Below are 25,958 nucleotides of genomic sequence, written 5' to 3'. Positions count from 1 at the left end.
CGGCAGATATGCTGGCCTTTTTTGTGCCTCCACGATAAGGAAATTGTGTATCAAAGCAAAGCGTTCTACTCTAATGGCCTTATACGCTATAGAGTTAGCACACTCACGATCAGCAAAGGAGCTTGCTTTGGAACATAGAATTCGCGCCGCTGGCATATTAGTAAGAAATAACTCAGTCCTATTGGTTAAAGTAAAAGACTCAACAGGAGAGTACTGGATTCCACCAGGTGGTGGGTTTGAGAATGATGATGTCAGTACGAAAGCGTGCCTTCGCAGAGAGTTCCTAGAAGAAGCCGGGTTAGATGTTACGGTTGGAGCGCTTATTTGCGTACGAGAGTTCTTAGAAACAACGGCAGGGCGCTACAACGCAGAGTTTTTCTATCAAATCACCGATTACACTGGCGAACCGCATATTGAAAATCTACATGGTTTAAACGATGAGGAGTTTATTCAAGGTGTCGAGTGGGTAGACATTGAAGCTCTTAAAGGTTGCCGCACTTACCCAGCCGATATTCCAGCCATCATTGAGATGATCAAGCAGAACCATTTCAGCACTCACTTAGGCAGTTATGTGCAGGGGAACGATGAAACAACAAATCACTTATAAGCGTGACTGAAGCTCCTATCCTTATTTTTAATGCTAAAGGACTAGAATTGTGGCTGATTTTTAGTCAAAAATGATAATTTTGTCTATAGTTAATGAAGTGGTGAAAAGGCGTCACTACACGACTAGACCTTTAGTTTACAAGGCTTGCTTCTAATCAAACGGTTAGAGTTGGTGATAGGGAAAGGGTACTGAGCATGGAGCGATATAGTCCCAATATTTTGCCCAAGAAACAGGGCGGGCTTACCTTAGTTCTTATGACAATGAGCATGCTTTTGTTCGTTGGATTGACAGCACTTTCTGTTGATGTTTCACATGTTGTTGTGAATAAAACGCGGCTACAAAATGCTGTAGATACTATCGCGCTCGCGGGCGCGACGGTGGCAAATCGAACCTACGTAGCAGCAGATACGCAAACGGCAATTGTCGCCGCATACAACGAAATCTTAGCCGCCCCAGGAAATGAAGAAATAGAACTCGCTGCCACCGAAGACGGCAGCAGTTTTACCCTCCTAGATATAGAATATTCAGACTCCCCCAATAGTGGTTTTTCCGATACTTTTCCGGTTGACCCTGACCGAGTTTATGTACGTATTGAAGTCAGCGATGTGAGTTTGAGTGAATTCTTTGTACAAGTATTTGGTTTATCCAAGTCTGTGTCTGCTAGCGCTGTTGCCGGCTCTGTGTTTGTTGATGGTACGTCTAACATTTTACCCATAGGCATGTGTGAGGGTAACGATGTAGGGCCATCTGGTTATGAGGTTGGTAAGGTGTATGAAATTAAAACTGGTAGCCAATCTGATGACCCCGACGGCTTAGGGGCGGGTAACTTTCATTTGTTGGATGTCGGTAGCGGTAAGTCAGCGGTAAGCGATGCATTAGTAGGAAAAAATACGGTTGTGGTTTCGATCGGTGACGATATCGATTCAGAACCTGGTAATGGAGTAGGTCCAACATCCAGTATCGATAGTCGATTCGATGGCGAAACCTTAGATGGTGTTTATTACCCTGCTGACCTTTCTACGACAGAACCAGACCCTGCGATCACAACTGACAATATTGATGATCACAACGACTCTACCGCGTTAGATAAGTGGACGTATGATGCCTATGCTGATTATACCAACGACTGCTTGAGCGATGGCGATTGCATTTCAAGTACAGCTGTTGCTTGGCGTAGAGTATTGCCTGTACCAATACTAGACTGTGATTCTGCGCTTAAATCTGGAGGTAAAATAGAATTTACGGTTACCAGTATCGGCTGCTTTTTTATGATTCAGCGTTATGACTCATCAACATCTAAGGGTAAAAAAGGCCAGCAAAGTATTTTTGGTGAGTTTATTGAAGTTTGTTCGGTTACTGATGGTGGAGCATCGAATACGGATACCGGAATTAGTCGAATAGTGCTCTTTAAAGACCCTAATTCAGTTGGTGGTGGTTCATGAGTTTACTTAAACAGAAAGGACTTGCTGCCGTCGAGTTGGTTATTGGCATACCTGTATTATTGCTTTTGCTAGTCGGTGTTTTAGAAGTTGCTCGTGTTTTCATTGAGCTAAATACGTTAAACAAAGCTGTGAGAGTTGGCGCTAGGTACGCTTCCACTCAAACGGACGCCTCGGGTTGCGGCCCTGTTATGGCGGATCAGAGTGATATTAAACAACTAGTAGTTTATGGGACGCTTAATGCAGGAACATCGGCGTTATTGAATAATTGGCAAACAAGTGACATCACTGTGAGCTGCGAGAACAATCTTTATGTAACTGTGTCTGCTGTTTATACCTTTGAACCCAAATTTGTCTCCACCATTCCCGCGACAGAAATCTCTCTGGCTGTTCCTATGAATGCTTCAACTGTAATGAGAATCGTCCAATGAAAAGGTTAAGTGGTATTACGATCATTGAATTTACTTTGATGTCTTCGTTCATGATGTTGATCCTGTTGGCGATCGTCTCTTTTGGGCACTTTATGTACTCGATGCAGGGGGTCAATGAAGCGGTGAGGGCGGCTGCGCGTATGGCTTCTGTTTGCCAAATTGGAGATGTTGGGATCAAAAACTACATATCTTCAAACAGTTACATCTCAGCGATAGAAAACGAAAATATCGAAATTGACTACTTAGACGGAAGCGGGAGTGTGTTGGTTGGCCCCAGCTCTGAAGATGTGAGGTTTGTACGAGCAAGGGCGGTCGATCTTGATTACCAGTTTATTACTATCTTAAATTTTTTGGGTGATAGTGGGTTAATTACTTTACCAAGCTTTGAAACGACAATACCCAGTGAAAGCCTTGGGCTTGTTCCCAATGATGTGGATACTGATTGCTGATGCTCAGCCGTTTCTATATTTGAATAAGTAAAGCCGACCATCGTCGGCTTTATTTCTAAAAGTGATAGCGAACTCCAGCATATCCACTGCCCACCGTTACATCAAGGCTATCTACTGATGCGTAGGCGGCGCGATAGCCTGCATGAAGGTCAATGTTGTGAGTGAGGATAACGCCGATCTCAGCACCTATTTGAACCCCAGCTTCTGTTTGTGAAGCCGAAGTGCCATTGGCGCTTGCCTCTAAATCTAGGCTACCAACCCCAGCAAGTAATGAAACGTATACATCCGCGTAATCGTAATTGACGATAAATTTTGGCTTAACGTTTACAAACAGAGCGTCTCCTTTTAGCTTGAGCGTATCCTGATACTCCACAGAGCCTAGTTTTCGGTATTCTGCTTCCACCCCAAGTTTAATGACTTTGTGAGTGTTAAATTCGTAACCGCCCACGATGTTGAAACCAAAGTCGCCCAAATCACCGGTTTTTTGTGAAGTGGTGCTGCCTACTTGTAGGTCGACAGTATTGTAGCCAGATAAATCAGCACCAATATAGAAGCCGCCTTGACGCTCCCCAGGAGTTTCTGGCGTGTCTTGTTGGGCGAATGCGGCTGCATTGAGCCCAAACGTTGCAATAAGAGTAGCTAGCCAAGAAGAGTGATTCATATAAGTCCTTGTTGTTATTTGTAGTTTTATTCATAGCCTTAGCACAATTTTACCTATTATGGCCCGCTAAAGATATCTTCGATGTAAAAGTGGTGTAAATAACCATGTTAAATATAAGTTTATTATATGGCGATCCTGTAATGGATTTTGTTGAAAGCTATATCAAATGATTAATCTGTTAATTGCGTAAAATTACTGTATTACCTTCGAGTGAGATTCGTACAATGTGTTACATCTTGTGTCTGGTCGTGGTTTTTATATTCGACTGATTAACGTTATTTCTGTCGAAGGTGAAATGAAAATAGTAAAGATGAAAAGTTCATATTCGTTGAAGTATGAACAGTACACATTGCACAGTGCAATTCAGCCCATAATAAATGACGCTAACGAAATCTACGCTTATGAATTTTTGCTACGAGTTTACTCAGATGGAGTATTTATCTCTCCTGAAGAGTTTATGAGTGAATACTATTCAAGTGAACTAGATTTAAGAATAGTGACATTACATTTGTTAAATTCAATCTATCTGGATACCGATAAAGTATTTATCAATGTATATCCTGAAACAATAATGGATTGTATAACTCAACTTCCTATACATGTACTCAGTTTTGCTAAGTTATTAATAGACAGCATGTACAGTAGTGGTAAGCGTGTATATTTTGAGATTGTAGAGAATGAATGTGATGTAGTGGGTCTTAATGAAAGTATTCAGAAGTTGATGCGCTTATATGATACCGAGAATATTAACTTTGTTGTTGATGACTTCTGTTTTATAGATGAAGATTTTGAACGTTTAAATATAGACAATTTAGAGTGTATTAAAATTGATAGCTCTCAATTAATGAACGCTAACTTGGCGCTAGAGCATAAGGTACTACAACAAATGGTAGGAGCGGATATTCCTATCGTATTCGAGGGAGTGGAGACACTAGAGGAACTGAATAGGCTACTCGGTATGGGGTTTCGCTTGTTCCAAGGTTACTTATTTAAAAAGCCTCAATTGATAGGCGAACATAACTTAACAATATAGCTGTATTATGAATGAAGAACTCGAAATTGTTGAATTTCAACTGGTTAAAACAGATTCAAACGGTAAGAAGATCACTTCTCATTATGGAATTAATGTCGATAAAGTAAGGGAAGTGATTCGTTTCCCTGAACTGACGGAGTACCCCAAAGGCGGTGAAGACGTGATTGGCGTTTTTACCTCAAGGGAGAAAATCACACCTTTGATACACTTGTCCCGTTTACTAGGCCTATCGGATTACTTAGAGCCAGAAGAGCAGTTTGTTATTGTGACTGACTTTTCTGGTTCAACTTATGGGTTTCTAATTGATTCTATTAGCCGGATTTATCGAATTGCTAAAGATAATATCGAAGTTATGGATGAACTTTCTGATCCACTAGAATCATCATCGATTATTGGTGCTGCGCGATTAGAAGATAAGCTGGTATTTATTCTCAATATAGAAGAAATCGTTTCAAGTATGACAAATGAAATGGTTTCTAATTAGAACGGTTTATACTTTAAAGTCAGTAATTAAAACCTGACCACTAACAATAAGTAAACCATAAACACTTAATTATTACTGACCTTGCTATTGTAGTGAGGTAGTTAATTACATCTAAACAAAAGTATTATGAAAATTTTAAATAACTTAAAAACATCTCATCAATTGGGGGTGCTACTATTTTTGGTGGCAGTTTCTTACACGACAATCTTCTTCCTAAATATTTCATCTATCGATGATACGATTGAGTCTAACGCTGCGGTAGAGCATACCTATGAGGTTATTCAGAAGATTGACCACGCTGTTATTGAGTTGGTAAATATTGAAACGGGCTATCGAGGCTTCATGCTAACCAGTAACAGTGATTTTTTGGAACCGTATGAGTCTGGTAAAACAAATATTCAAAAGGATTTAGATCGACTCTTAAGTTTAACTAGCGACAACCCAGCACAAACAGAAAGGTTTAAACGAGTTAAATCTCTGCTTGGTCAGTGGCAGCAAAATGTTATTGAGAAAGGGTTTGGCGTGCTTCAAAGCTCTGGTGATGTTTCTGAGTACATCAATAAGAAAGAAGGCAAGAAGTACGTAGATGGCATCCGCGATTTGTTGTCTTCAGCGAGAAGTGAAGAATCTCGCCTAATAAAAATCCGTTCAGAATCATTGGATAATGAGTTCAAACGTTTTGAAATGAGTACCTTGGTGACCATAGGAGCCTCCGTATTTGTGTTCTTGCTGGTGGCTTACGGCATCTACAAGCTGATTATTGAGAATGTGCGTAAGTTTACAGAGGCGATGGCTTCACTGGAGTCGGGAGACTTGAACCGTAAGATTGAATATAAAGAAAGCTCTAATGAGTTCTCCAGTCTCAGTGCGATTTACAACACGAGTATTGAAAGGCTTTCCAATACAACCTCACAATTACGTACCGTGTCGGATACAGTTGCGTCGTCTTCTGAAGAGCTTACCGCAGTGATGGGAGAGACTCTCAAGAACACGGAAGTTGAATTACGACAAGTAGAAGAAGTATCGGCTGCAGTGAGCCAGTTGGCTTCTACTTCTCAAGAAGTCAGCATAAACGCATCCAATGCGGAAGAAGCGGCAAAAGTTGCGATTGAGAATGTGAATGCAGGTAACCAGCAATTAGGTGAGTCGATCAGTTTAACTAATCAGATCAACGACTCTGTACAAATGACGTCGTCGATTATTACCGAACTTAAGGATTACTCCAACGAGATAGGTACGGTTACTGAAGTGATTGAAACGATTTCTAACCAGATTAACTTGCTTGCTTTGAATGCGGCAATTGAAGCTGCGCGAGCAGGGGAGCACGGACGAGGCTTCGCGGTAGTGGCAGACGAAGTTCGCCAGTTGGCAGGAAAGACTCAAGCATCGACCATTAATATTCAAGAGATAATCTCAAAGCTCCAGGCTCAGTCTGAAAATGCACATGAGAATATGAGTGAGAACATGCGTTTGATTCGTAACTCTGTAGACATCGCAGAAAATGTTCAGCAGTCGTTTTACGCAATCACTGAATCGGTGGAGACTATTTCTGAGATTAACGCCATTGTTGCGACCGCATCACAAGAGCAGTCGACCGTTACAGAAAGTATCGCCAAGAACATAAATACCACTTCAGACTTGGTGAATCAGAATGTAACCGCGATTAACCAAACACAGCAGACCGCTAACGAACTTTCGACGCAAGCCGCGTTACAAAAAGACAGCTTGGCGTTTTTCAAAGAGAGGGCGGTTCCTGCGTAACAACGTCACTTCTTTGGATATAGCGTTGTAATGTCAGCAACACTTAACGCATAAAAAAGTGGCTACGATCATTCGTAGCCATTTTTCATATCATCAACGACGTTGTTAGATGTCGGTTATTTGTTGGCGTTAATTGGCTCAACGTTTTTAGCGGTAAGCACTTCAGGTGTTGCCTTCGCTACACTCGCTTCTTTTTTTACTGGGCGAGCATTAATATTGGTATGGATGGCTTGGCTACGGCCGTTGTCTTTAGCTTGGTATAAGGCTGTGTCTGCCGATTTGATCAGTTCTTCAGTAGGGGCGTTCAAATCCGGGTAAGTAGTTACACCAATCGAAACACCTAGCTGCCCAAGCGATAGCCCTTTCATGTCGAGATGAAGCTCTCGGACGGATTCAACAATCTTATTGGCTAGCACCATGGATTGCTCGATATCGCAATTTGGACTGAGCACTGCCAGTTCCTCTCCGCCTAATCGGCAAGCTACATGTTCTTCACCTATTACCCTTTTAAGTAAGTTCGATACTTCTTTCAGTACGTAGTCACCTGCATCGTGGCCAAAGTTGTCGTTGAAGCGTTTGAAGTGATCCAAATCGAGCATCAACAAAGATAAAGGCACTTGAGTTTGTCCGGCTTTGGTCCATTCATTCTCGATCGCTTCTTCAAAGAATCGGCGGTTGAATAGCCCAGTGAGTGGATCACTAAGCGCTTGAGAGCGTAGTTTTTCTTGTAAGCTTAAATTAGCCAGCGCTAAGCCTAAATGTTCAGCGATAGTAAACGCCAATTGTTTAGTTTCTTCTGAAAACTGGCTGGCATGCTGCGCTAAATACAAGTGGAACATACCAACGGTATTGCCGTGTGCCGTAAGAGGAACACATAGGGTAAGCCCTGTTTCTTCACATTGATCCATGTGGCTGCAAGGTAGATTGTGGTGTTCATCTTGTGAAAGGTGGTGTTTACCTTTACGAAGTGCCCAACAATCGTGAGGTGCGTATACACGATTCGCTGGCCATTCACCGCCCCAGTCGAGTTTCACTTCGAGTTGGTTACGCGATTCACGCATAATAGAAACACAGCCGTTAATGTCGCCGAGGATTCGTGGAACGATATCAGCAACGACTTTTTGCGCTTCGTTAATGTTGTTACACGCAGCGAGCATGTTGGCTAGCCTATGTAAAAGCTCAATCTCTTGGGTGCTTTTTCGAATGCGTTCTTCTTGTTTGTCTCGTTCATTATTCACTAAGTGGAAAATCTTACGGTTACTCAGCCAAGACGTACAGATCAACACGAGAAGCGAGCTGCCCATTAAGGTGAAGACAATGAATTCTAGATCCCTTGCCATGGCATGTAAGGTGGTCATTGGCATCGCAAGACGCAATACATAGGTGGCATCGTGGCCATGTTCATCAAGAGGAAGTTCGAGCTTTTTAGCTACGTAGAGAAGATCTTGGTTGAGAGTAGGGCTATGTCGTTTGGAAACCCCGGCTTTTCCCGCAAGTGCGGCAATAATTTCTGGGCGTTTACTGTGGTCGTCGAGCAGGATTAATTCGCGTTCGTTGAGCTGCGAGTCACCCAATACTCTCCCTGAGCTATGGACAATAGTAAATCTGCGGCCAAAATTGGCTTGCGGCATGGTGCTAAGGTATTCATCGATTTCGTAAGAGCCCATGTCGTAGAGATCGAGATTCTGTTCTTGAATTTGATAGGCAACATCATCGATTAACCCAATCATATAACCACTGACGATTTTGGTCAGCCAGTCATCTAAAGTTCGATTATAGAAGTAACCTCCTACAACCATTGAGATCGCTAGAGCGGCGATAGGGAAATATTGAAACTGACCAAACGACTTCTTCTTCATTGTTTCTCCATAAACAATTTGAACGCTGAACTGCCTTTATAAATCATCCTGATCTTTATAATAAAAGCCTATATTTTAAAGGGTTAGATGTTATTACTCAATTTGTCAGTTTAGGCTGAAAACAGAACTTTGCTGAATGGTTACGCAATTGGATGTGTATTTATGTGCACTTGGTTCAATAAGTAATGCAAACTTGTCGATGTAAGGATTGGGTACGGCGTTTCATAATTAAGTGGCGCACAAATTGGAAAATGAGGCATTGCAATTGTTGGTGAAAATTATTTAGTGGCACGCTCGGCATGTGCAATAGGATTGATAATATTGGGTGTTTCGTTTCGTCGGTGCACTCAAACTAAAAGTTAGAACGATGTTTTATGGCACACAGTAAGGGTATTAGGCTCATTTTGATCCAATGCTTTCGAGAAGGTATGATTCGATCCTGTAAGAATTGAGAGTGTAGTGGGCGATGAGTACAGTCAGTAATAACAGCTTTGGCCGAGTCGATACGATATTGGAATATATCCACAACAATTTGGATGCGACCCTGTCGGTAGAAACGTTAGCAGATATGAGCTGTTGGTCTCGTTGGCAATTTCAGCGTGTTTTCCAGAATCATACTGGCGTTAGCGTTGCTCAATACGTGCGAGAACAGCGTTTGGGAATGGCTGCTCTTGATGTGTTAACAAAAGAAAAGCGCATGTTAGATATCGCCTATGCTTACGGGTTTACTTCTGAGATAGCGTTTAGTCGTGCTTTTAAACAGTACTTTAAAGTGTCGCCACGTGAATACCAAAAACAAGGCAAGAAAGTCGGTATTAAACAGCCATTCCGTAAGCGTGAAGATTTTGAAGAGGAGTTTAGCTCTCGATTCTTTAGCGTCCGTTTAGAATATAAGGATGCTTTTTCGGTTGTGGGTATGAGTACAACGATTCACGGCCTGTTATCTGATACTCCGGACTTTTCACAAAAAATACCTCAAGTTTGGGCTGAACTCGACGCTCGATTTTCTGATCTTCAATCTATACCTAAGACCAAATACGCGGTGATCGATACTAGAACAGATAGCGATGTAGGATCTGCTAGTGATTTAAGAGCGGAAGGGGATTCTCTGACGTATCTAGCGGGTTTGCTAGTCGACGATATTCTAGCTTCAGATCTTAAGCGTTATGCAGACGATGTTGAAATCGCCGATGTACCGGCTCAAGAATACGCTGTGCTTCCTTTTGAAGGCCGACCACAGGACTTTTTCAAGTCAGTTGAATGGTTGCTTTCTGAGTGGCTGCCTGCGTCTGGGCATCAAGGTGTAGAGGGGTTTGATTTAGAAATCTATCAAACTTTAGAGTCTACCGAGTTAGATCATATCCAAGTCGAGTATTGGCTACCGATTAATAGCGCTTAATCATGGAGGCGAGTACTTAGTACCTCTTACTGTTTAATTTATTAGTAAATTAATTCTGACATGCCCCAAATTGTTAACTTTATCTAAAAAGTAATGATTATAATCCTGCAAAAGATAACCATTCTCATTTGTAAAAAGAAAAAATAAATTAAGCAGGGTAAAAATGACTACGTTCGAACCATCCAACTTTAGAGTTTCCATGCTCGCGACAGCAATTGCTGCCACATTTGTCTTCCCAATGAGTGTTTCTGCTAGTGAAAGCGCAGGAGAAGAAATCGAAACGATTTCTATTCTTGGACAGGCTTACCGTAATACAGCAACCAAAACTTCTTTAGAACCTGAAGAGACGCCTCAAGGTATTACGATTTTGGATGGCGAACAGTTAGAACAACGCAGCGTCAAATCGTTGAACGAGGCTTTACGTTATGTTCCTGGCGTGACCACGGAGCAAAAGGGTGGCGCTGTCACCATGTATGATACCTTCAACATTCGTGGCTTTGATGTAAACCAAAGTTACTACGATGGTTTGGTTCTTCAGTTTCTTTCTGGCTGGAACTTACAGCCGCAAATCGACCCAATAGCGATTCAGCAAATAGAAGTGTTCAAAGGGCCAACGTCTGTTCTTTATGGCGCGATGCCACCAGGGGGCATGGTCAATATGATTGCGAAAACGCCTCAGAAGGAAAAAAGCACAGATGTTAAGTTAGCGACAGGAACGAACAATCTTGTTGAAGCGTCAATTGATACGACAGGTCAAATTGGAGATAGCGATTTCTCATACCGCTTTATTGCGCTTGCTCGTCAAAAAGATGGGCAGGTGGATCACACAGAAGAAGAAAGATATGTCATCGCACCGTCCATTGATTGGCAGGTAAGTGATCGTACGTTAATCAACTTTAACTTGTACTATCAGAATGACCCAGCGATGGGTATGAACTCTGCAATGCCCGCTTCTGGAATGATCTACGACAACGCTAACGGTAGCACCAGCCCATCTACATTTGTGGGTGATAAGAACTGGAGCACGTTTGAGCGCGAATTCTTCATGGCTGGATATAAGATCAACCATGATATCAACGACAATTGGTCTTTCTTACAGAACTTCCGCTACATGGATGCTTCGCTTTACCAAGAAAATACCTACCACGTAACGGGGGATTTCGATGAAGCGACAGGTACGCTAGATCGTTCTATCTATAGTACTGATGAGTCTTCGAAAGGGTTCACTATCGATAACCAACTATCTGGGCGAGTTGTCGTTGGAGATGTAGAACATAATTTACTATTTGGTATCGATTACCAAAAGCTGGATGGCGACTCTCTGTATAAAGAATTTGGTAAGACAAGTCAGTTTGGCGATTTCAATATCTTCGATCCAAATAATGACCTTATAGACCGAAGCCAGCTATCTGAAACGGCGAACTATAAGGATAACATTAGTATTGAGCAGCTAGGTTTGTATTTCCAAGATCAGGTTCGCTTAGACCGTTTAGTCCTGATTGCTGGTGGCCGTTATGATCAATTCAAGTCTGAAAGTGATTACAACGGTAAGTATGAACATGGTGGTACTTGGCATGATTATACCAAGAATGATAAAGCCGATCAGAGCGAGTTTTCATATCGCGTTGGCGCCCTGTACGAATTAGACAATGGTATTTCACCTTTCATTAGTTACGCGACAAGCTTCGAACCTGTAGCTGGACTTGATGCAAGTGGCAATGCATACAAACCTGAGTTGGGTGAACAAATTGAGCTTGGAGTTAAGTATGAATCTAATGACTACTCCAAAACTGCTTCAGTATCGCTGTTTAATATAGTGAAAAGTGATGCGATGATGGCCGATCCTACTGACCCCTATAACCCACAAGTTCAGGTTGGCGAAGTTCGCTCTCGTGGTTTAGAAGCACAAGGGCAATGGTTAGTGACTGAAGACTGGGACGTGACGGCGAATTATACCTACATTGACATGGAAATTACTGAAGACGATACATATAACTCTGAAGGTAAAACTCCTATCTATGTACCGACTCATGCCGCTAGTCTTTGGTCGAACTACTACATCTACGATGGTGTGTTAAGTGGTGCTCGAATTGGAGGTGGCGTTCGTTACGTAGGCGAAATGGAAATGGATTCAAATAACTCAGATAAAGTGCCAGATTACACGTTAGTAGATCTATCGATTGGCTATGAGCTAGGTGGTATTACAGAATCATTAAGTGGTGCAACAGCTCAGCTAAGCGCAACAAACTTATTCAATACCGAATACTACAGCTGTTACGACTCCGCAAACTGCTGGTATGGAGCAGAGCAAACGGTAGAGTTGAGTGTGAACTACAACTTCTAATTGAATCGTTCTTGCTCGATGAATTAGTGTCACTTTCAAAAGGCTAAGCCGTTGCGCTTAGCCTTTTTTATTGCCAGAAGCCAATAGTAACGCCTCCATAACAGCAGGATATGGACCTTTTTATTTGCCTTACCGGCCACTGCATGTTGGTCCATCGACATTTTTTCTACCGCTCATCAGTACGATTGCCTGTAAATAAACCTGACAGGTATCAAGATGAACAATAAACTCACTTTTTTAACTGCCGCTATTCTAACTTCTTCTGCTGCATATGCTGAACTAGGCGAAGCAGGTTTTACAGGAAGTGTTGGCTTAGGGACTGGGATTTTCTCTGAATCTAGCAACTTGAGCACAGACGGGGAAAAGAATATTACTTTGGGTCAATCAGCCTCCTCTGAAAGTGAATTGACTTTCGAACCTATAGCTAAGCTGGAATACACGTTTGGCAGTGCGTTAAATCAACAAGTCTATGTTGGCACTCATAATGAAGAGCTGATCAACAGCGATCTTGCGGTTGAGCTTGGCTACGTTTACCAGTTGGAGAACGGAACTAACCTAGATGTGTCATACATTATGAGCCTGATGAGCGAAGAAGTGTGGCAAGACCCTTACGCTTTTAACCAAGATCGTGACGTGACGGATGTAAGTGAGTCTGCCTTCCGCTTTAAGGCTGATGACATCGCAGGCTCTCAATTTTCGTTTGACGGATTATATTCATCTAAAGATGTCGATAAAGAGGCCTCTCAGTATGCCAGTATGCAGCGAAGCGGCTCTGGGTTTTCTGGAACACTTTCTTATACACATTACCTAGATGAGACTTCGGCGCTGGTGCCTTCGGTTACTTATGCGGCTTTTTCTGCTGGTGGTGATGCGATGTCTAACTCTAGCTATGGAGTGGGATTAGAGTATTTGAAGCAAATGGGACAGCATGCTTTCTCCTTATCTGGTGAGTATTCTTTAACGTCTTACGATGCAACAAATGAAGTGTTTAATAAGACTCAAGACGACACGGCTTATGGAGTCAGTGCGATGTATCAATATGAATCGCCGATGGGAATGGAAGACGTTACCTTACTTGGCCTTGTGAGCTATGAGGCGAGCTCTTCGAACATTGATTTTTATGACTCGAGCGAATACCAACTTATGGTCGGTGCCACATACAGCTTCTAACTTTAATTTGTTGGGATAATCGTTCATTTCAGTGTTCGATTTAGGTTAGTACCAGCAAAGACTCTTTTTTATAAGCTGTTATTGCACTTATAAAAATACCCTCAAACCCAACTGGTTGAGGGTATTTTTTATCGCTTCATATTATCAACTGACCGAGGTGCAGCGAATTGATAGCGGTGAAATTATTAGTCTAAGAATTTAAGAAACTCTTTAGAAAATTCCCACGACTCTGATTGGAACGGCACGCCATTTTTAGCGCTTGAACAAATTGGAGATGCCCATTCATCAGTGCACGAGTGATCTCGGTTTATGGACCAGAAAGACAGGTACTTGAGGTTCTTCTCTTTGGACCAAGTCGCTAAACGCTCTGCTTGTTTTAATGAAATTGAATCGACGGTTTGATCATTTAAGCCTTGCATTGGGATCATGCCAAGCTTTTGATACAACTCCTCGTCACTTAGCTCTGGGTAAAGAGGAGCCATGAGTCCTTTTAGGTATTCAACGGTCAGGATTGATAGCTCTGCAGTATCGTCGATGTAGTTGTCGTGATACCAAGGGCCAAAGCTCATTGTCATTGGATTTACACTATCAATTTCAAGCCCAGCTTCTACTGCCGGTACAATAACCTCGTTAAAGCCACGTATAATATCTGGTGCTGCCGCTAGCGTGAAACTAACTTTCAGCTGAGGGTACTCCGACTGTAAACGTACCAATGCTCCTATCATTCTCGCCATAGCTTCGGCATCGTTTTCACGGCCCATTTCGACGTCAAAATCGAGGTGGTACGCTTGATACGTATCGATCACTTTTTTGTATTCTGAATACAAAAGGTCTTCAGTCGCACACGCTTGGGAAAGGTATTGGCCATTAGCTCCACCAAACGAAATAATGATATCGCCACCTGCAGCGCGCAGTTCATCAATTTGCTTTTTACCCCATTGCTCAGACACTGGCATTTCTGACTCGCCACCCCATAGGGCTTTACAGACATCAGGTTCGCCGACGTTTCCAAGAATGAAGGCGAGAGTAAACATCTTGTTGCCTGATTGGTCTGCGAGGTCTACCAAACTTTCCATGCCGCCGTTAGCCCAATCTGCATTGATGCTTGTATCTTTGTATGGCGCAAGGATGTTGGCATGGTCGTTAGCACGTTCAGTATAAGTTAATACGGCTGTACCAGCTGCGGTGATTGTCAATGAAGTGGTCGTCAGAATGTATTCTTTACCGTCTACTTCAATCAACGGAGATGAAACTGTGTAGTTACCTGGGCGAAGAAGGTCATATCTTTGCGCATTGCTGCTGTCAACGGTGTGTTGGTACATGTCTTGTTCGCTATGAACAAGCGTGACGGTGGCGTTTTGTCCGCTTGGAAGCCCTTGTAATTCAACATAAGTCTCAAAGAAGTTACTGGTATCAACCGCCGTTGTGGACTCAGTGACGTTGGGAGCCGTCAGCTGATCTTTGTTAGCAACAAATTGGTAGTTGATTTGACCATCCATGATTAACGAATGTTGAAGGTTATTTAAGCGGTATCCATCTAGGTTTGCCTGATATTCCGAACCATGAACTAGGCTATCGACCAAAGTTTGTGTGCCGTAAGGCGCTTGGTAAAAGCTCTGTTCGCCAGAATCAGTTGCGGTCATGGTGAGTGTGGTGCTTTCTATTACAGAGTTAGACGGTAGCGTGACACTAAAGCTTGCTGGGTAAATCGCTTCGCCATAACCCCATGTGAATTCAGCATCTTTGTCATTTTCAGATAAGTTACCTTCTTGGCGCGCAGGTTCAGCTGGGTATGAACCTACTGGGTTTACATCTAACGTGTATTCGCCATAGGACAATGCATCAATAGTGGTTGATGATTGCCAGTCTAAAGACAAGGACTGTTGGTAGCCGTTAGGGCCAGATAAGGTTGCGGTGGCTTGCTGCGAGGCCACATCATTTCCCGGTGCTGCTGGAGCGAGAAGGGTTATTTCACCTTCGGCGGCTTCAACACCATCTAGGAAAACTTTGACGTCTTGTATTGTTGATGGCGTAGCATTTACTCCTAATCCGAATTGGAGCTTAATTGCGCCACCGACTGATAGCATGCTGTTTATCCAACTTTCATCTGCGTAAGTGGTTGAAACTTGGACTAAGTATTGGCCATCATCTGCTTTGGTCGAAGTAACGGAAATATTACTTGGGTAACTGATGCCTGCGAAGTCTCCCCATACTGAAGTAACGTCGAGCGGTGATAGAAAGGTGACTACCATGCCATCAATATCGGCTTCTTGAGAAAGCGTATTGGTGATTTTAATGGATAAATTTGACCAGCTTGCAGAAGCGCTGTCGACAATGACTTCGGTTTGAACGGGAGCCGGTTGAGGAGCCTGCATTTTATTTTGTTGAACAACAATTCGTTCACTGGCAAGAGTGGTTACAGGAAAGAAAGCACTAGACAAGGCAAGCGCGGTTCCTGTTAGTAATAAGCATTTATTCTGTTTCATTGTATTTACCTTCGTTTAATGAAAAACGAGCAGTAAGTGCAACTACAATATTTGATCCACAGTGTGGTCAGATAGTTGTGGTAACCCCGCTACCATAGAAGCTTCATTAGGCCGGTGGTTTTGCGTCCCTGACTTTCGACAGGTTTGCCGTTGGCACAAACAACCCGAGCACATATTCAATTGGTGCGAACAAATTTAAAAAGCGAAATGTTTGATTGTGTGAATGTCATTCAAGAAAACAATCTATTGATAAAATAGGTAATATTTTTCAGATATCTGATGTCAATGTTATGTGGTTTTTTATTTTAATTATCAATGTGTTGTGAGTGATTGAATGGCGAGGGGAATTGGTTTCTACAGTTTCAGATAAAGCCCCATCAAAGACTATACTTTTATCGATTTTGTTAATCAGTACGTCTGATCAAAGCGGCTGTCTGCAAATATCACACTTTGATCAATATCTATCGCACTTGTTGAGCAATTCCAGTAATTTGGAGTCAACACCCGCAAAATTTTGAAAGGTAGGGAAACCGTTTCATGCAAATTGAAATTCAACAACTTCATTTAGACTTAGGTACACATGAACTCGATATTGATCAATGGGCAATCGAAGAGAAGCAATCTTGGGGCGTATTCAGTACCGAAGGCGATATTGGTTCTGCTTTAGGATGTCTTCTCTGTGGTGAGTTATCAGCAGATGAAGCGTCACTTCAGTTCACGCAAGGTCATATTGCTCAAGTCTCTTTGGTTGAACAACAACGATTGTTAGAAGAAGAAATAGCAAAAGATGAAACGGATTATCTCGATAAGGTGGATAGCGGTACAGCTGTTTACGACTTGATCTTCGAGCAATGTCAGTCACAGTCATTGACGGAGCAATTGATCGACCAGCTTGATTTACAGCACCTAAAGCTGAGTGGTTTTCGAGTTCTCTCTACTGGAGAGACTCGCCGCGTAATGCTTGCAAGAGCATTGGCAACAGAGCCAGCTCTGATTGTGCTCGATAACCCATTTACGGGTTTGGACATTGCCCACCGAGCAGCGTTAGCTGAGTTTTTAACTGATCTGTCTCAGCGCGTACAAATGATTGTGACCTTCAACCGGGAAGAAGATATCCCAGCATGGATCGATCATATTGCTCTGTTCAATCATGGCAAACTTGAAAGCAAAATGAACAAAGATGAGTGGGAGTCGCACCCCATCATCAGCCAAATCAAGGCGCAATCTCAGCAGCAGAGTGAGCAAATGATGGAGTTGATCCATCGCTATCAGCATTCCCACCATTTCGACAACCCAGTGTTCGAAATTAAAAATGGTCGAGTAGAGTACACAGAGAAAACCATTTTTACCGATTTAAACTGGCGTATTGAGAACGGACAACATTGGCAAATTAAAGGGCCGAATGGCTGTGGAAAAAGCACTTTGCTCGGGTTGATATTTGGTGACCATCCGCAGTGCTACTCTAACGATATTCAGATCTTTGGTAAGCAACGTGGTAGCGGAGAGACAATATGGGAAATCAAGCAGCACATCGGCATGGTTTCCTCGGCGTTGCATTTGCAATACCGAGTAAGCTGCCAAGCCATTGATGTGATTCTTTCAGGGTTTTATGACTCGATTGGCCTCTATCAACAACCAAGTAAGAAAGAGATCACCGTGGCAAGGGAGTGGCTTGAGATCTTGCACATGTCAGAACATGCCAATACCTCGTTTAGGCAGCTAGAGTATGGTCAGCAGCGACTGCTGTTAATCGCACGAGCAATCGTTAAGCAACCGGCAATACTGATCTTAGATGAGCCGTATCAAGGGCTAGATTACCTTGGTCGCCGATTGGTTAAGAACACCTTAGAGTTGATTGCCAAAGAGAATTTATGTCAGCTACTTTATGTCTCTCATTACCAGAAAGATAAATTAGACAGCATCAAAAATGAGGTCGAGTTTGTCTATGATGACAAAGCTCAGAGCTACAAACCACAAGTGAGAATAGGCACCTGTGAATAGGGGGAAATGTGATGGTTAGTTGCAGTGGCTAAACGATATTGGATAGCGTGTATGCACCGTTATCATCTTCGCATGACGTTCAAGATAAACGTTTGAAGGCATGCAATTGGTACTGTTTGTAATAAATACAAACAAGATTAACCTTAAATCCTCAGAGACGCTTGTTGTACTTAACGTGTGTTCAAACTTGAAGTGCTGATGGAGAAAGACATTTCTCAGGTAAAGACAGTTGATTAGCCTTCTTATATGTATCCGCGGCGGCCTGACACTCGTTAGGCCATTGCTACACACCGAGCGCTATGACGCTTTGCTGCTTTGAGCATGACTTTGTTTAATCCTCAATAGCCACTCTTGCTCCAGCTACATTAGTCAACGAAGGGCGCCTAAGATTATTTGTCGAGATATTAGAAAGTTGCTGATATAAGATGGAGAAAAGGTGAATTGGCTAATGAAATGATGGAACAAGAAAAGAATAAAATCCGTAAAGCCACTCGAATTGAAAGCGTCATGAACTCAGCGATGTGGCATCTGGCACAGCGTGATATGACAGAAAGCGAGCTACTCGCGAAGTTACGGGTGAAAACAGATAACCAAGAGTGGATCGACGAGACTTTATCAAATCTACGTGGCTACGGTTATATAAAGTCCGATCAAGATTTCGCTGAGCATTTTGCTGAGCGTGCTTTCTTTGGTGAGTTTGGCTCTGGGTACATTCTGGAGAAACTTACGCGTAAAGGGATTTCAGAATCTACGATTCGAGATGCTATTCAAAAAGTCAAATCCGAGAAAAAAATAGACGAGCAGGCGATCCTCATCGATCGCGTCAATAATTACTATCAAAGCTTTTCCATGAGCAAAGAGAAGCTAACGGCGACGCTTCAAAAGCGTGGGTTTAGTTATCAACAAGTGAGAGAAGCGATTGCTCAGCACCCGAAAGCTTCTGAACTCCAAACGAATTTGGAACTAAAAGCTGCGAAAGCCGATCTTGAGAAAGAAGTGTTAAAATACGCAAGAAAAGGCAAAGGGTTGACTGTCATTCGACAAGAGCTGCGTCAAAGAAAAATCGATACTGACGAGCTTGATACCTTGATAGATAGGTTGTCACGTGAAGATCAGATCGATTTCTACACAAGCTGTTTAGAACAGTTACAGAAGAAATCTTATGATTTGGGCGATTATAAAGAGCGCAGCAAGGCGTATGCAATGCTCAGCCGTAAAGGGTTTTCATCTGAAGAAATTAAGTTTGCCATGAGTGAAATGGAAGGCAGTGACGATTAACCCTTGGACGAATACATAGTTTTATAACGAAAGAGAGCTCATTTTGGAGCTCTCTTTTTAGTTGGAAAGCCTGTATGTGTTAGGCACCAAACACACAGGTAGACATTGGGTAATAATGAATGTTGCTATAGGGCGGTCCCGCATAAGGTTTCATGATTAAATCAACAGGTAGAAGGATAATGTCGGCCGCCAAAGACAGAGGGATATCGGCTAAAAAAATAGGGTAAGTAGCGCCCCAAAATATCATTGAGTTCCCAAACCCACACGGTTGAAATAGTACCGCTTGTGCTGTCCCTGAAAATGGGTGTCCAAATTCTCCTTGCGTTCTAGCGACAATAGAAGAACAGCCCGACGTCGAAAGTAATGTGAGTGATAATAGAATAACTTTTAGTATTTTCATCGTTTCAGATTCCATTTGAAATTCGAATGAATCCTATCTATTTAAAAATCCCAATCAATAAAACAGTGTTCAATTGTCGATCGTAATCACGAAATTGAACGGTGTTTTTTATTTTTGTGTCAGAAAATGAAAGGTTTACACAGTTCTAACTTGTTGGGTAAGAAGCGGAGGGGCTGAAGTTTAGTCTATGCCGTGTTCGGTTCTTTCCTCTTCACAAGAGTAAGACCCCATTTCAAACTCTCGGCAGATCCAAGGACGGTTTTCATAGATAGAGCACATCAACGTATCTCTGTCTAACGCAGCGCACCATCCATCGTCGAGTCGCTCCATAACTTCACCGCCATCTTGATCACGCTGGATAAACCGTTCAGGTACACCTGTGTCAGTGATTAACATGACTTCAAGCCGACAGCAGCATGCCTGGCAGTTTGCACAGGTAATTTCTGGTTTATTGGGCAGGGTGACGATTTCAATAGTCATAGAGGTCAACATATGGGTAAGTAGCGGGGCATACTACTTGATCACAGCGAGCTTAACCAACAAGAATTAGTGTCTGTATAGATTTATTTTGCTTATGAATTCGGCGTCTTCAGTTAAGCACTGTCAATGTTATAAAGAAATTTAACATTAAATAACGCAATGTCATTTTAGATTTGCGGATTTTTTCGGTAACCATGCTAGTCTTTCGATCTAACTCAACACAAAGAAAATAATAACAATGAAAATTTTCAGCAATTTCGAAAGCGGTAACATTCACGTAGTCACAGCGAATGACCCAAAAGATATCAAACTGACTATTCCTGCAGACAACCAGACTGAAACCTCACAGTGGTTTCACTTCCGTCTTGAGTCTGAACCTCATCTTCAACACAAATTTCAGATCACGGGCTTAAAAAAGTCTGCGTATCCTGAAGGTTGGACGGATTATGATGTTGTTGTGTCGTACGACCGTGAAGAATGGTTCCGAATCCCTGCAGAATTTGATGGCGATGTGCTGTCATTTAACGCAGTTCCTGAATATCGCTCAATGTACTTTGCGTACTTTGCTCCATACTCTTACGATCGTCATCAAGACTTACTACACACTGCGCAAACCCATTATGCTTGTGAGCTTGAAACCTTGGGTGCGACCTTAGACGGCAATGATATGAGCTTACTGACGATTGGTGAACCAGCTGAAGGTAAAAAGAAAATCTGGGTTATTGGACGTCAGCACCCAGGTGAAACGATGGCCGAGTGGTTTATCGAAGGGTTCTTACAGCGCCTATTGGATGACACCGACACTGTGGGCCGCTCTATTTTAGATAAAGCGGTATTCTACGTGGTGCCAAACATGAACCCAGACGGCAGTATTCGCGGTCACCTTCGTCACAATGCGGTTGGTGTGAATTTAAACCGTGAATGGCAAACGCCATCTATGGAGAAGAGCCCTGAAGTCTTCTTAGTACGTGAGAAAATGCTAGAAACTGGTGTTGATATGTTCTTAGATATCCACGGGGACGAAGCGATTCCATATAACTTCGTTGCGGGTAGTGAAGGCATTCCGTCTTATGACGAACGCCTAGCGGACTTAGAAAACACCTTCAAGCAAGCGCTTCTTACCATCACTCCTGAGTTCCAAGATGAAATTGGCTACGACAAAGATGAGCCAGGTAAAGCGAACCTAACTGTTGGCTCAAATTGGGTCGGTGAGCAATTCAAGTGCTTGTCTTACACAGTTGAAATGCCATTCAAAGATCATATCGCATGTGCAGATGAGCTATATGGTTGGTCTCCAGAGCGCAGTGTGACGTTCGGCCACGATACACTAGCTGCGGTTTGGGCGACGGTAGACAAGCTTTAATTACTTGCACAAACTTTAATTATTTATACAAGTAAAACTACGCTACGGCTCGAATGATAATTCGGGCCGTTTTTGTTTTCTTCATTAGATTTTGTTCTTCTTCCCACTGAGCCGCACTGTCCCTTCCTCCTATACAGTTTTTACTATCGTTAAGCATTCTCTATCAAAATGAATCATTAGAGTCTTTGTGACTTGATCCGTCTATGTCCATTTGACACTAATGGAGCTATCCATACTTAATATTTTCTTGATTGGTAATCATTCTCATCAATGGCATGGTAAATGCTATGCTTAGGTTAGTGATTCAATCAACGTGATAAGGATGACAACATGCCCGATGTCCCACATGGTTTGGTTCTAGGTAAAGTAACGAAAAAAGTGGATTGGAACGCGCAGCTTTTCACCCTATATGTTCAAGCTCCGGTTGCCGATTATATTGCAGGGCAGTTCACTAAGCTTGCCTTGCCTGAAGGTGATGAATTTGTCCGGCGTGCTTACTCTATGGTGAACGCCCCAGTTAAAGACGCGACAGAGCCAACATTAGAGTTTTTGATTATTAAAGATCAGCTAGGGCAGTTGTCACCAAAATTACATACGTTAGCGGTTGGCGATGATGTGTATGTAGGTAAAGCGCCAAGCGGATTTATGACACTTCAAGAAATTCCCGAACATGTAGAAGAGCTTTGGATGTTATCTACGGGAACAGCTGTCGGCCCGTTCCTCGCTATGTTGGAAGAGTTAGTTGAAAGCCAGCGCTTTAGCCGTGTTGTATTAGTCCACGCGGTGAGACAACAAACAGACTTAACTTATAGCGAGCGAATCGAAAAACTTAGTCATCTATTGGAAGGAAAACTTCATTATGTGCCAGTTATTTCTAGAGAATCTACCCCCGGAAGTTTACGGGGACGAATCCCAGACCTGTTACTTAGAGGCGAATTGCAAAGAGCAACGAAGCTCCATATCAGTCAGGAGCGCTCTTTCTTCTACTTGTGCGGAAATCCAGCAATGGTTCGAGACACGAGCGAAGCGCTCAACCAGCTCGGATTGACCAAGCATTTACGAAAAAAGCAAGGGCACTTTAGCAGTGAAAACTATTGGTAACAGTGCTGTGCAAATAGGATTGTAGTGCAAGGAGCATGTTATTCATTGAAGAGAGATAAGACTATGAGTCATTTAAGAATCCCGGCTGATTGGCGAATTCAGCGTTCTACCCCGTTCTTTACCAAAAAGAACATTCCAGCCGCATTGTTAAAGCATCACAACACCGCTGAAGGTGTATTTGGGCAGATTTGTGTGATGGAAGGAGAGGTGACTTTCTACGGCTTCGAAAATTCAGAATCGACGGACCCAGAAACAGTAGTGGTTATTAAGGCTGGGCAGTTTGCTACCAGTCCACCTCAATATTGGCACCGTGTAGAGCTTAGCGACGATGCACAGTTCAATATTAATTTTTGGTCTCATAAAGATACACAGAGCAAAAAGATGTTTAGTACCCGCTAATAGGGTAAGGGCATTAGCAATCAGTGAAGCAATTCAGTCTTAACTGATGGAAACTTAACCGATAATAGAGTCATTTACATAGACTTTGTGATCGTTGTCTTGCACACTGAAACCCTAATAATTGGACAAGTCATGTCCTAATAAACCTCCAATTTCAGAGAGGAAGTCATGCTCAATATTGCATTTTTTAGCTCAAAATCTTACGACGAAAAATCGTTTAATAGTGCTCAGGGAGACTTAGCGGCTGAATTTCATTTTCATGATTTCAGATTGACAAGGAAAACAGCCAAGATGGCTTATCAGTGCGAAGTAGTCTGTGCTTTCGTAAACGATGATTTGTCACAACCCGTTTTAGAAAAGCTTCACCGTGGTGGGACTCGACTTATTGCGATGCGCTGCGCAGGTTTCGATAAGGTAGATCTAGAGGCCGCTAAGGAACTTGGTATCCAAGTGGTGCGTGTTCCCGCATATTCCCCTGAGTCGGTCGCTGAACACACTGTCGGGATGATGATGTGTTTAAACCGTAAATTACATAAAGCGTACCAAAGAACGCGTGATGCCAATTTTTCTTTAGAAGGCCTTGTCGGTTTTAACTTCCACGGTAAAACGGTGGGCGTTATCGGTTCAGGCAAGATCGGTATCGCGACAATGCGTATTCTGAAAGGGTTGGGGATGAACATTCTTTGTTTTGACCCTTACCCAAGCGATATTGCTAAAGAGCTTGGCGCCGAGTATTGCGAACTCGATGAGCTATACAGCCGCTCTGACGTCATTTCTTTGCATTGCCCAATGAGCAAAGAAAATTACCACTTGTTGGATGAAACAGCATTCAACAAGATGAAAGATGGTGTGATGATCGTGAATACCAGTCGTGGTGAATTACTGGATTCGACAGCCGCGATTGAATTTTTGAAAAAAGGTAAAATTGGCGCGCTAGGCCTAGATGTTTACGACAACGAGAAAGAGCTCTTTTTCCAAGATAAATCGAACGATGTCATCGTCGATGATGTCTTCCGCCGTTTGTCAGCATGCCACAATGTATTGTTTACGGGTCACCAAGCTTTTCTTACTAAGGACGCTTTGAATAACATCGCTACCACAACACTCAACAATATTGCGGTGTTTGCTAAAGGTGAACGCGGTGGCAATGAGTTGATTGACCTCTAAGTTTTTGATTAAGCGTCATTTATAAATGCGCTTATAAACACCCCTTTAGTCTTGCTGAAGGGGTGTTTTTGTATTTAATGTCATCAATATTTCCTTTCTTGAATCGAATACGTGCTAGTGTGGTATTGAACCTCAATGCAAAGGAAGTTGTACATGGAATTAGTTTCGCCTTCAGAAATCTATCAAGATGATTTTCTCAAATTCGTTGAGGATTTTGAAAACAATGATCCAGAAAACGCCGAGTTTTATTCAGAAGCTTCCGTTTGTTTCAGCCACTATGTTAGTACACTTAACGATCAGGCGCTTGGCTTGAACCTTCCTAAGTTTTACGTACCATGCAGCCACTTTTGGTTGTTAACGGAATCAAAAGCAATCGCAGGGGTGATTAGGGTTCGCCATAGAATTGATAACGAGTTTCTGTCTCTTGAAGCGGGCCACATTGGCTACGACATTGCTCCAAGATTTCGAAGGAAAGGCATGGGAAAAGTGATGCTGTCACTTGCATTGAAAGAAGCGAAGTGTCTCGGTCTGACTAAGGTGCTGATCACAGCAGATGAAGATAATATTGCCTCAAGAAAGATCATTGAAGCCAATGGTGGGGTGTTTGACAAAATCGTGAATGGCAAAGTGTTTCCTGAGCCCATTGCCCGTTACTGGGTCGAGTGTTAAACCTAAGCATCATTTAATATCAAGCATTAGAAGCGATAGCCTAAAGTCAGCATTGGTCCATAAAATTTGTACGTGACATCCACATCGGTATCGCCATCATCATAATCGACACCTAGCTCATAATAGTTAAATGATCCTGCAATAATAAAGTCTTCGGTTACTAGATATTTAGCGCCAAAATCGAGCTCGTAAAGCCAACCTTCAAAGTCGTCGATTCCTAAGTAAAAAGCCTGGGTATGAGCTTTCAGTACCCAGTCTTCGTTAAATTTATATTCTAATCGCAACCCAAAATCAGGTAAGGGAGCGGTTACGTCGCTGACCACACTCTCACCTGCTGTCGCGGGTGGGATTTGGTTATCATCGACTCTTACTCCTATTTCGCCAGCAAAGCCTAGAGATAGCCACATGACGTGAAAACCTGCTAATGCGTCAATGGTAAGGTCGTCGTTTTTGTAGAATTGATAGCCGTAGCCCAAACGAGCGATATCAACATCGAGTGCCGTGGTGAGTTTGGATCCAGCCTGAAACACGTACGTTTCGCCCTCAAGCTCCAATTCAAAAGGTTTGGTTAAGCGAGAGCGAGTCGCTTCTCTATGCAGGCTACGCCAGTCGAAGAACACGTTATGTTTGTCGTTAAAGTAGTACTCGATTTCAAGGTAAGGCAGTACCGCATTATCTTTAAGCTCCAAATCGGACTCAAAATCAATGGTTCGAATGGTGTCGAAATAGGGATCGCGAGCGTTGACTTTAGTATCAGTCTTCGAGAAGAAAGCGCCAACCTCGACTTCCCAAGTACCAGAAGTCACACTGAAGCTAAAGAGAAATAATAGCAAAGGTGTCCATTTAGAGTATCTCATGTGTGTTTCTAATCTCATCCTTGAGTTGTCCACTACCATAGAGATTAATTAGCTTTAGCTGAACTATCAACGAGATGGTGAATAAATTTGGCAAGGAGAGCGATAGGTATAACAGCGGGC

The 25,958-nt window shown here is 42.6% G+C and carries 23 protein-coding genes and 1 riboswitch; of the genes, 17 read left to right on the top strand and 6 right to left on the bottom strand.

The annotated features are described in order from the left end of the window. Window positions 1–127 precede the first annotated feature (127 nt). The 4 genes from ELZ11_RS21875 (at window position 128) to ELZ11_RS21860 (ending at window position 2,926) form a co-directional block, all read left to right on the top strand. Window positions 128–607 carry an NUDIX domain-containing protein gene (locus ELZ11_RS21875; protein ID WP_137359509.1) on the top strand — a complete coding sequence of 160 codons (480 nt, stop codon included), beginning with the start codon at window positions 128–130 and terminating at the stop codon, window positions 605–607. 194 nt (window positions 608–801) lie between these two features. After that, window positions 802–2,049, top strand: a complete 1,248-nt coding sequence (locus tag ELZ11_RS21870) for a TadE/TadG family type IV pilus assembly protein (protein WP_137359508.1) — start codon at window positions 802–804, stop codon at window positions 2,047–2,049. Beyond that, a complete protein-coding gene (locus tag ELZ11_RS21865) occupies window positions 2,046–2,477 on the top strand; it encodes a TadE/TadG family type IV pilus assembly protein (protein ID WP_137359507.1) in 432 nt (143 codons plus the stop codon). Before ELZ11_RS21870 ends, ELZ11_RS21865 begins: the two co-directional genes overlap by 4 nt. After that, the gene (locus tag ELZ11_RS21860) at window positions 2,474–2,926 is read left to right on the top strand and encodes a TadE/TadG family type IV pilus assembly protein (protein ID WP_137359506.1); all 453 of its coding nucleotides are present in this window, start codon (window positions 2,474–2,476) and stop codon (window positions 2,924–2,926) included. The genes ELZ11_RS21865 and ELZ11_RS21860 overlap by 4 nt, the downstream gene beginning before the upstream one ends. A gap of 55 nt (window positions 2,927–2,981) precedes the next feature. Here ELZ11_RS21860 and ELZ11_RS21855 read toward each other — a convergent pair whose 3' ends face one another. Then, entirely contained in the window at window positions 2,982–3,587 is a 606-nt protein-coding gene (locus tag ELZ11_RS21855) for a porin family protein (RefSeq protein ID WP_137359505.1), read from the bottom strand. A 238-nt stretch (window positions 3,588–3,825) separates the two neighbouring features. On the opposite strand from ELZ11_RS21855, the gene ELZ11_RS21850 reads away from it, so the two are divergent. The 3 genes from ELZ11_RS21850 (at window position 3,826) to ELZ11_RS21840 (ending at window position 6,865) form a co-directional block, all read left to right on the top strand. After that, entirely contained in the window at window positions 3,826–4,620 is a 795-nt protein-coding gene (locus ELZ11_RS21850; protein WP_137359504.1) for an EAL domain-containing protein, read from the top strand. A 7-nt stretch (window positions 4,621–4,627) separates the two neighbouring features. Then, window positions 4,628–5,104 carry a chemotaxis protein CheW gene (locus ELZ11_RS21845; RefSeq protein WP_137359503.1) on the top strand — a complete coding sequence of 159 codons (477 nt, stop codon included), beginning with the start codon at window positions 4,628–4,630 and terminating at the stop codon, window positions 5,102–5,104. A gap of 126 nt (window positions 5,105–5,230) precedes the next feature. Continuing rightward, window positions 5,231–6,865 carry a methyl-accepting chemotaxis protein gene (locus ELZ11_RS21840; protein WP_137359502.1) on the top strand — a complete coding sequence of 545 codons (1,635 nt, stop codon included), beginning with the start codon at window positions 5,231–5,233 and terminating at the stop codon, window positions 6,863–6,865. A gap of 116 nt (window positions 6,866–6,981) precedes the next feature. Here ELZ11_RS21840 and ELZ11_RS21835 read toward each other — a convergent pair whose 3' ends face one another. Beyond that, window positions 6,982–8,724, bottom strand: a complete 1,743-nt coding sequence (locus tag ELZ11_RS21835) for a sensor domain-containing diguanylate cyclase (RefSeq protein ID WP_137359501.1) — start codon at window positions 8,722–8,724, stop codon at window positions 6,982–6,984. Window positions 8,725–9,190: 466 nt separating this feature from the next. Between ELZ11_RS21835 and ELZ11_RS21830 the strand changes: the two genes are divergently transcribed. From ELZ11_RS21830 to ELZ11_RS21820, 3 genes are all read left to right on the top strand, one after another. Next, window positions 9,191–10,123 carry an AraC family transcriptional regulator gene (locus ELZ11_RS21830; RefSeq protein ID WP_137359500.1) on the top strand — a complete coding sequence of 311 codons (933 nt, stop codon included), beginning with the start codon at window positions 9,191–9,193 and terminating at the stop codon, window positions 10,121–10,123. Window positions 10,124–10,286: 163 nt separating this feature from the next. Beyond that, window positions 10,287–12,467, top strand: a complete 2,181-nt coding sequence (locus ELZ11_RS21825) for a TonB-dependent siderophore receptor (RefSeq protein WP_137359499.1) — start codon at window positions 10,287–10,289, stop codon at window positions 12,465–12,467. 216 nt (window positions 12,468–12,683) lie between these two features. Further along, window positions 12,684–13,637, top strand: a complete 954-nt coding sequence (locus ELZ11_RS21820) for a DUF2860 family protein (protein WP_137359498.1) — start codon at window positions 12,684–12,686, stop codon at window positions 13,635–13,637. A gap of 185 nt (window positions 13,638–13,822) precedes the next feature. Here ELZ11_RS21820 and ELZ11_RS21815 read toward each other — a convergent pair whose 3' ends face one another. Continuing rightward, window positions 13,823–16,123 (bottom strand): chitinase, encoded by a 2,301-nt coding sequence (locus tag ELZ11_RS21815; protein ID WP_137359497.1) that lies wholly within the window; start codon window positions 16,121–16,123, stop codon window positions 13,823–13,825. A gap of 76 nt (window positions 16,124–16,199) precedes the next feature. Continuing rightward, window positions 16,200–16,282, bottom strand: a riboswitch (cyclic di-GMP riboswitch). A 378-nt stretch (window positions 16,283–16,660) separates the two neighbouring features. On the opposite strand from ELZ11_RS21815, the gene modF reads away from it, so the two are divergent. Next, complete coding sequence (gene modF, locus ELZ11_RS21810; RefSeq protein ID WP_137359496.1) at window positions 16,661–18,124, top strand: molybdate ABC transporter ATP-binding protein ModF; 1,464 nt, start codon at window positions 16,661–16,663, stop codon at window positions 18,122–18,124. A gap of 456 nt (window positions 18,125–18,580) precedes the next feature. Beyond that, window positions 18,581–19,402, top strand: a complete 822-nt coding sequence (locus ELZ11_RS21805; RefSeq protein WP_244291706.1) for a RecX family transcriptional regulator — start codon at window positions 18,581–18,583, stop codon at window positions 19,400–19,402. Between the two features lie 79 nt (window positions 19,403–19,481). On the opposite strand, the gene ELZ11_RS21800 is transcribed toward ELZ11_RS21805, so the two are convergent. Both ELZ11_RS21800 and ELZ11_RS21795 read right to left on the bottom strand, forming a co-directional pair. Continuing rightward, window positions 19,482–19,802 carry a YceK/YidQ family lipoprotein gene (locus ELZ11_RS21800; RefSeq protein ID WP_137359495.1) on the bottom strand — a complete coding sequence of 107 codons (321 nt, stop codon included), beginning with the start codon at window positions 19,800–19,802 and terminating at the stop codon, window positions 19,482–19,484. Window positions 19,803–19,982: 180 nt separating this feature from the next. Next, complete coding sequence (locus tag ELZ11_RS21795; protein ID WP_137359494.1) at window positions 19,983–20,282, bottom strand: YkgJ family cysteine cluster protein; 300 nt, start codon at window positions 20,280–20,282, stop codon at window positions 19,983–19,985. A 238-nt stretch (window positions 20,283–20,520) separates the two neighbouring features. On the opposite strand from ELZ11_RS21795, the gene ELZ11_RS21790 reads away from it, so the two are divergent. The 5 genes from ELZ11_RS21790 (at window position 20,521) to ELZ11_RS21770 (ending at window position 24,981) form a co-directional block, all read left to right on the top strand. Beyond that, window positions 20,521–21,645, top strand: a complete 1,125-nt coding sequence (locus ELZ11_RS21790) for a M14 family metallopeptidase (RefSeq protein WP_137359493.1) — start codon at window positions 20,521–20,523, stop codon at window positions 21,643–21,645. Window positions 21,646–21,975: 330 nt separating this feature from the next. Beyond that, window positions 21,976–22,746: a ferredoxin--NADP reductase gene (locus ELZ11_RS21785; protein ID WP_137359492.1), complete on the top strand. Its 771-nt coding sequence runs from the start codon at window positions 21,976–21,978 to the stop codon at window positions 22,744–22,746. A 63-nt stretch (window positions 22,747–22,809) separates the two neighbouring features. Beyond that, a complete protein-coding gene (locus ELZ11_RS21780) occupies window positions 22,810–23,145 on the top strand; it encodes a TehB family protein (protein ID WP_137359491.1) in 336 nt (111 codons plus the stop codon). Between the two features lie 168 nt (window positions 23,146–23,313). Beyond that, on the top strand, window positions 23,314–24,312 hold the full coding sequence (locus ELZ11_RS21775; protein ID WP_137359490.1) for a 2-hydroxyacid dehydrogenase: 999 nt from the start codon (window positions 23,314–23,316) through the stop codon (window positions 24,310–24,312). Window positions 24,313–24,465: 153 nt separating this feature from the next. Continuing rightward, window positions 24,466–24,981: a GNAT family N-acetyltransferase gene (locus ELZ11_RS21770; RefSeq protein ID WP_137359489.1), complete on the top strand. Its 516-nt coding sequence runs from the start codon at window positions 24,466–24,468 to the stop codon at window positions 24,979–24,981. 26 nt (window positions 24,982–25,007) lie between these two features. Here ELZ11_RS21770 and ELZ11_RS21765 read toward each other — a convergent pair whose 3' ends face one another. Next, window positions 25,008–25,838: a hypothetical protein gene (locus ELZ11_RS21765; RefSeq protein WP_137359488.1), complete on the bottom strand. Its 831-nt coding sequence runs from the start codon at window positions 25,836–25,838 to the stop codon at window positions 25,008–25,010. Window positions 25,839–25,958: the final 120 nt, after the last annotated feature.

The sequence above is a fragment of the Vibrio profundi genome (assembly GCF_005281835.1).
In the GTDB taxonomy this organism is placed as follows: domain Bacteria; phylum Pseudomonadota; class Gammaproteobacteria; order Enterobacterales; family Vibrionaceae; genus Vibrio; species Vibrio profundi.
This window is presented reverse-complemented; position numbering and strand designations above follow the sequence as displayed.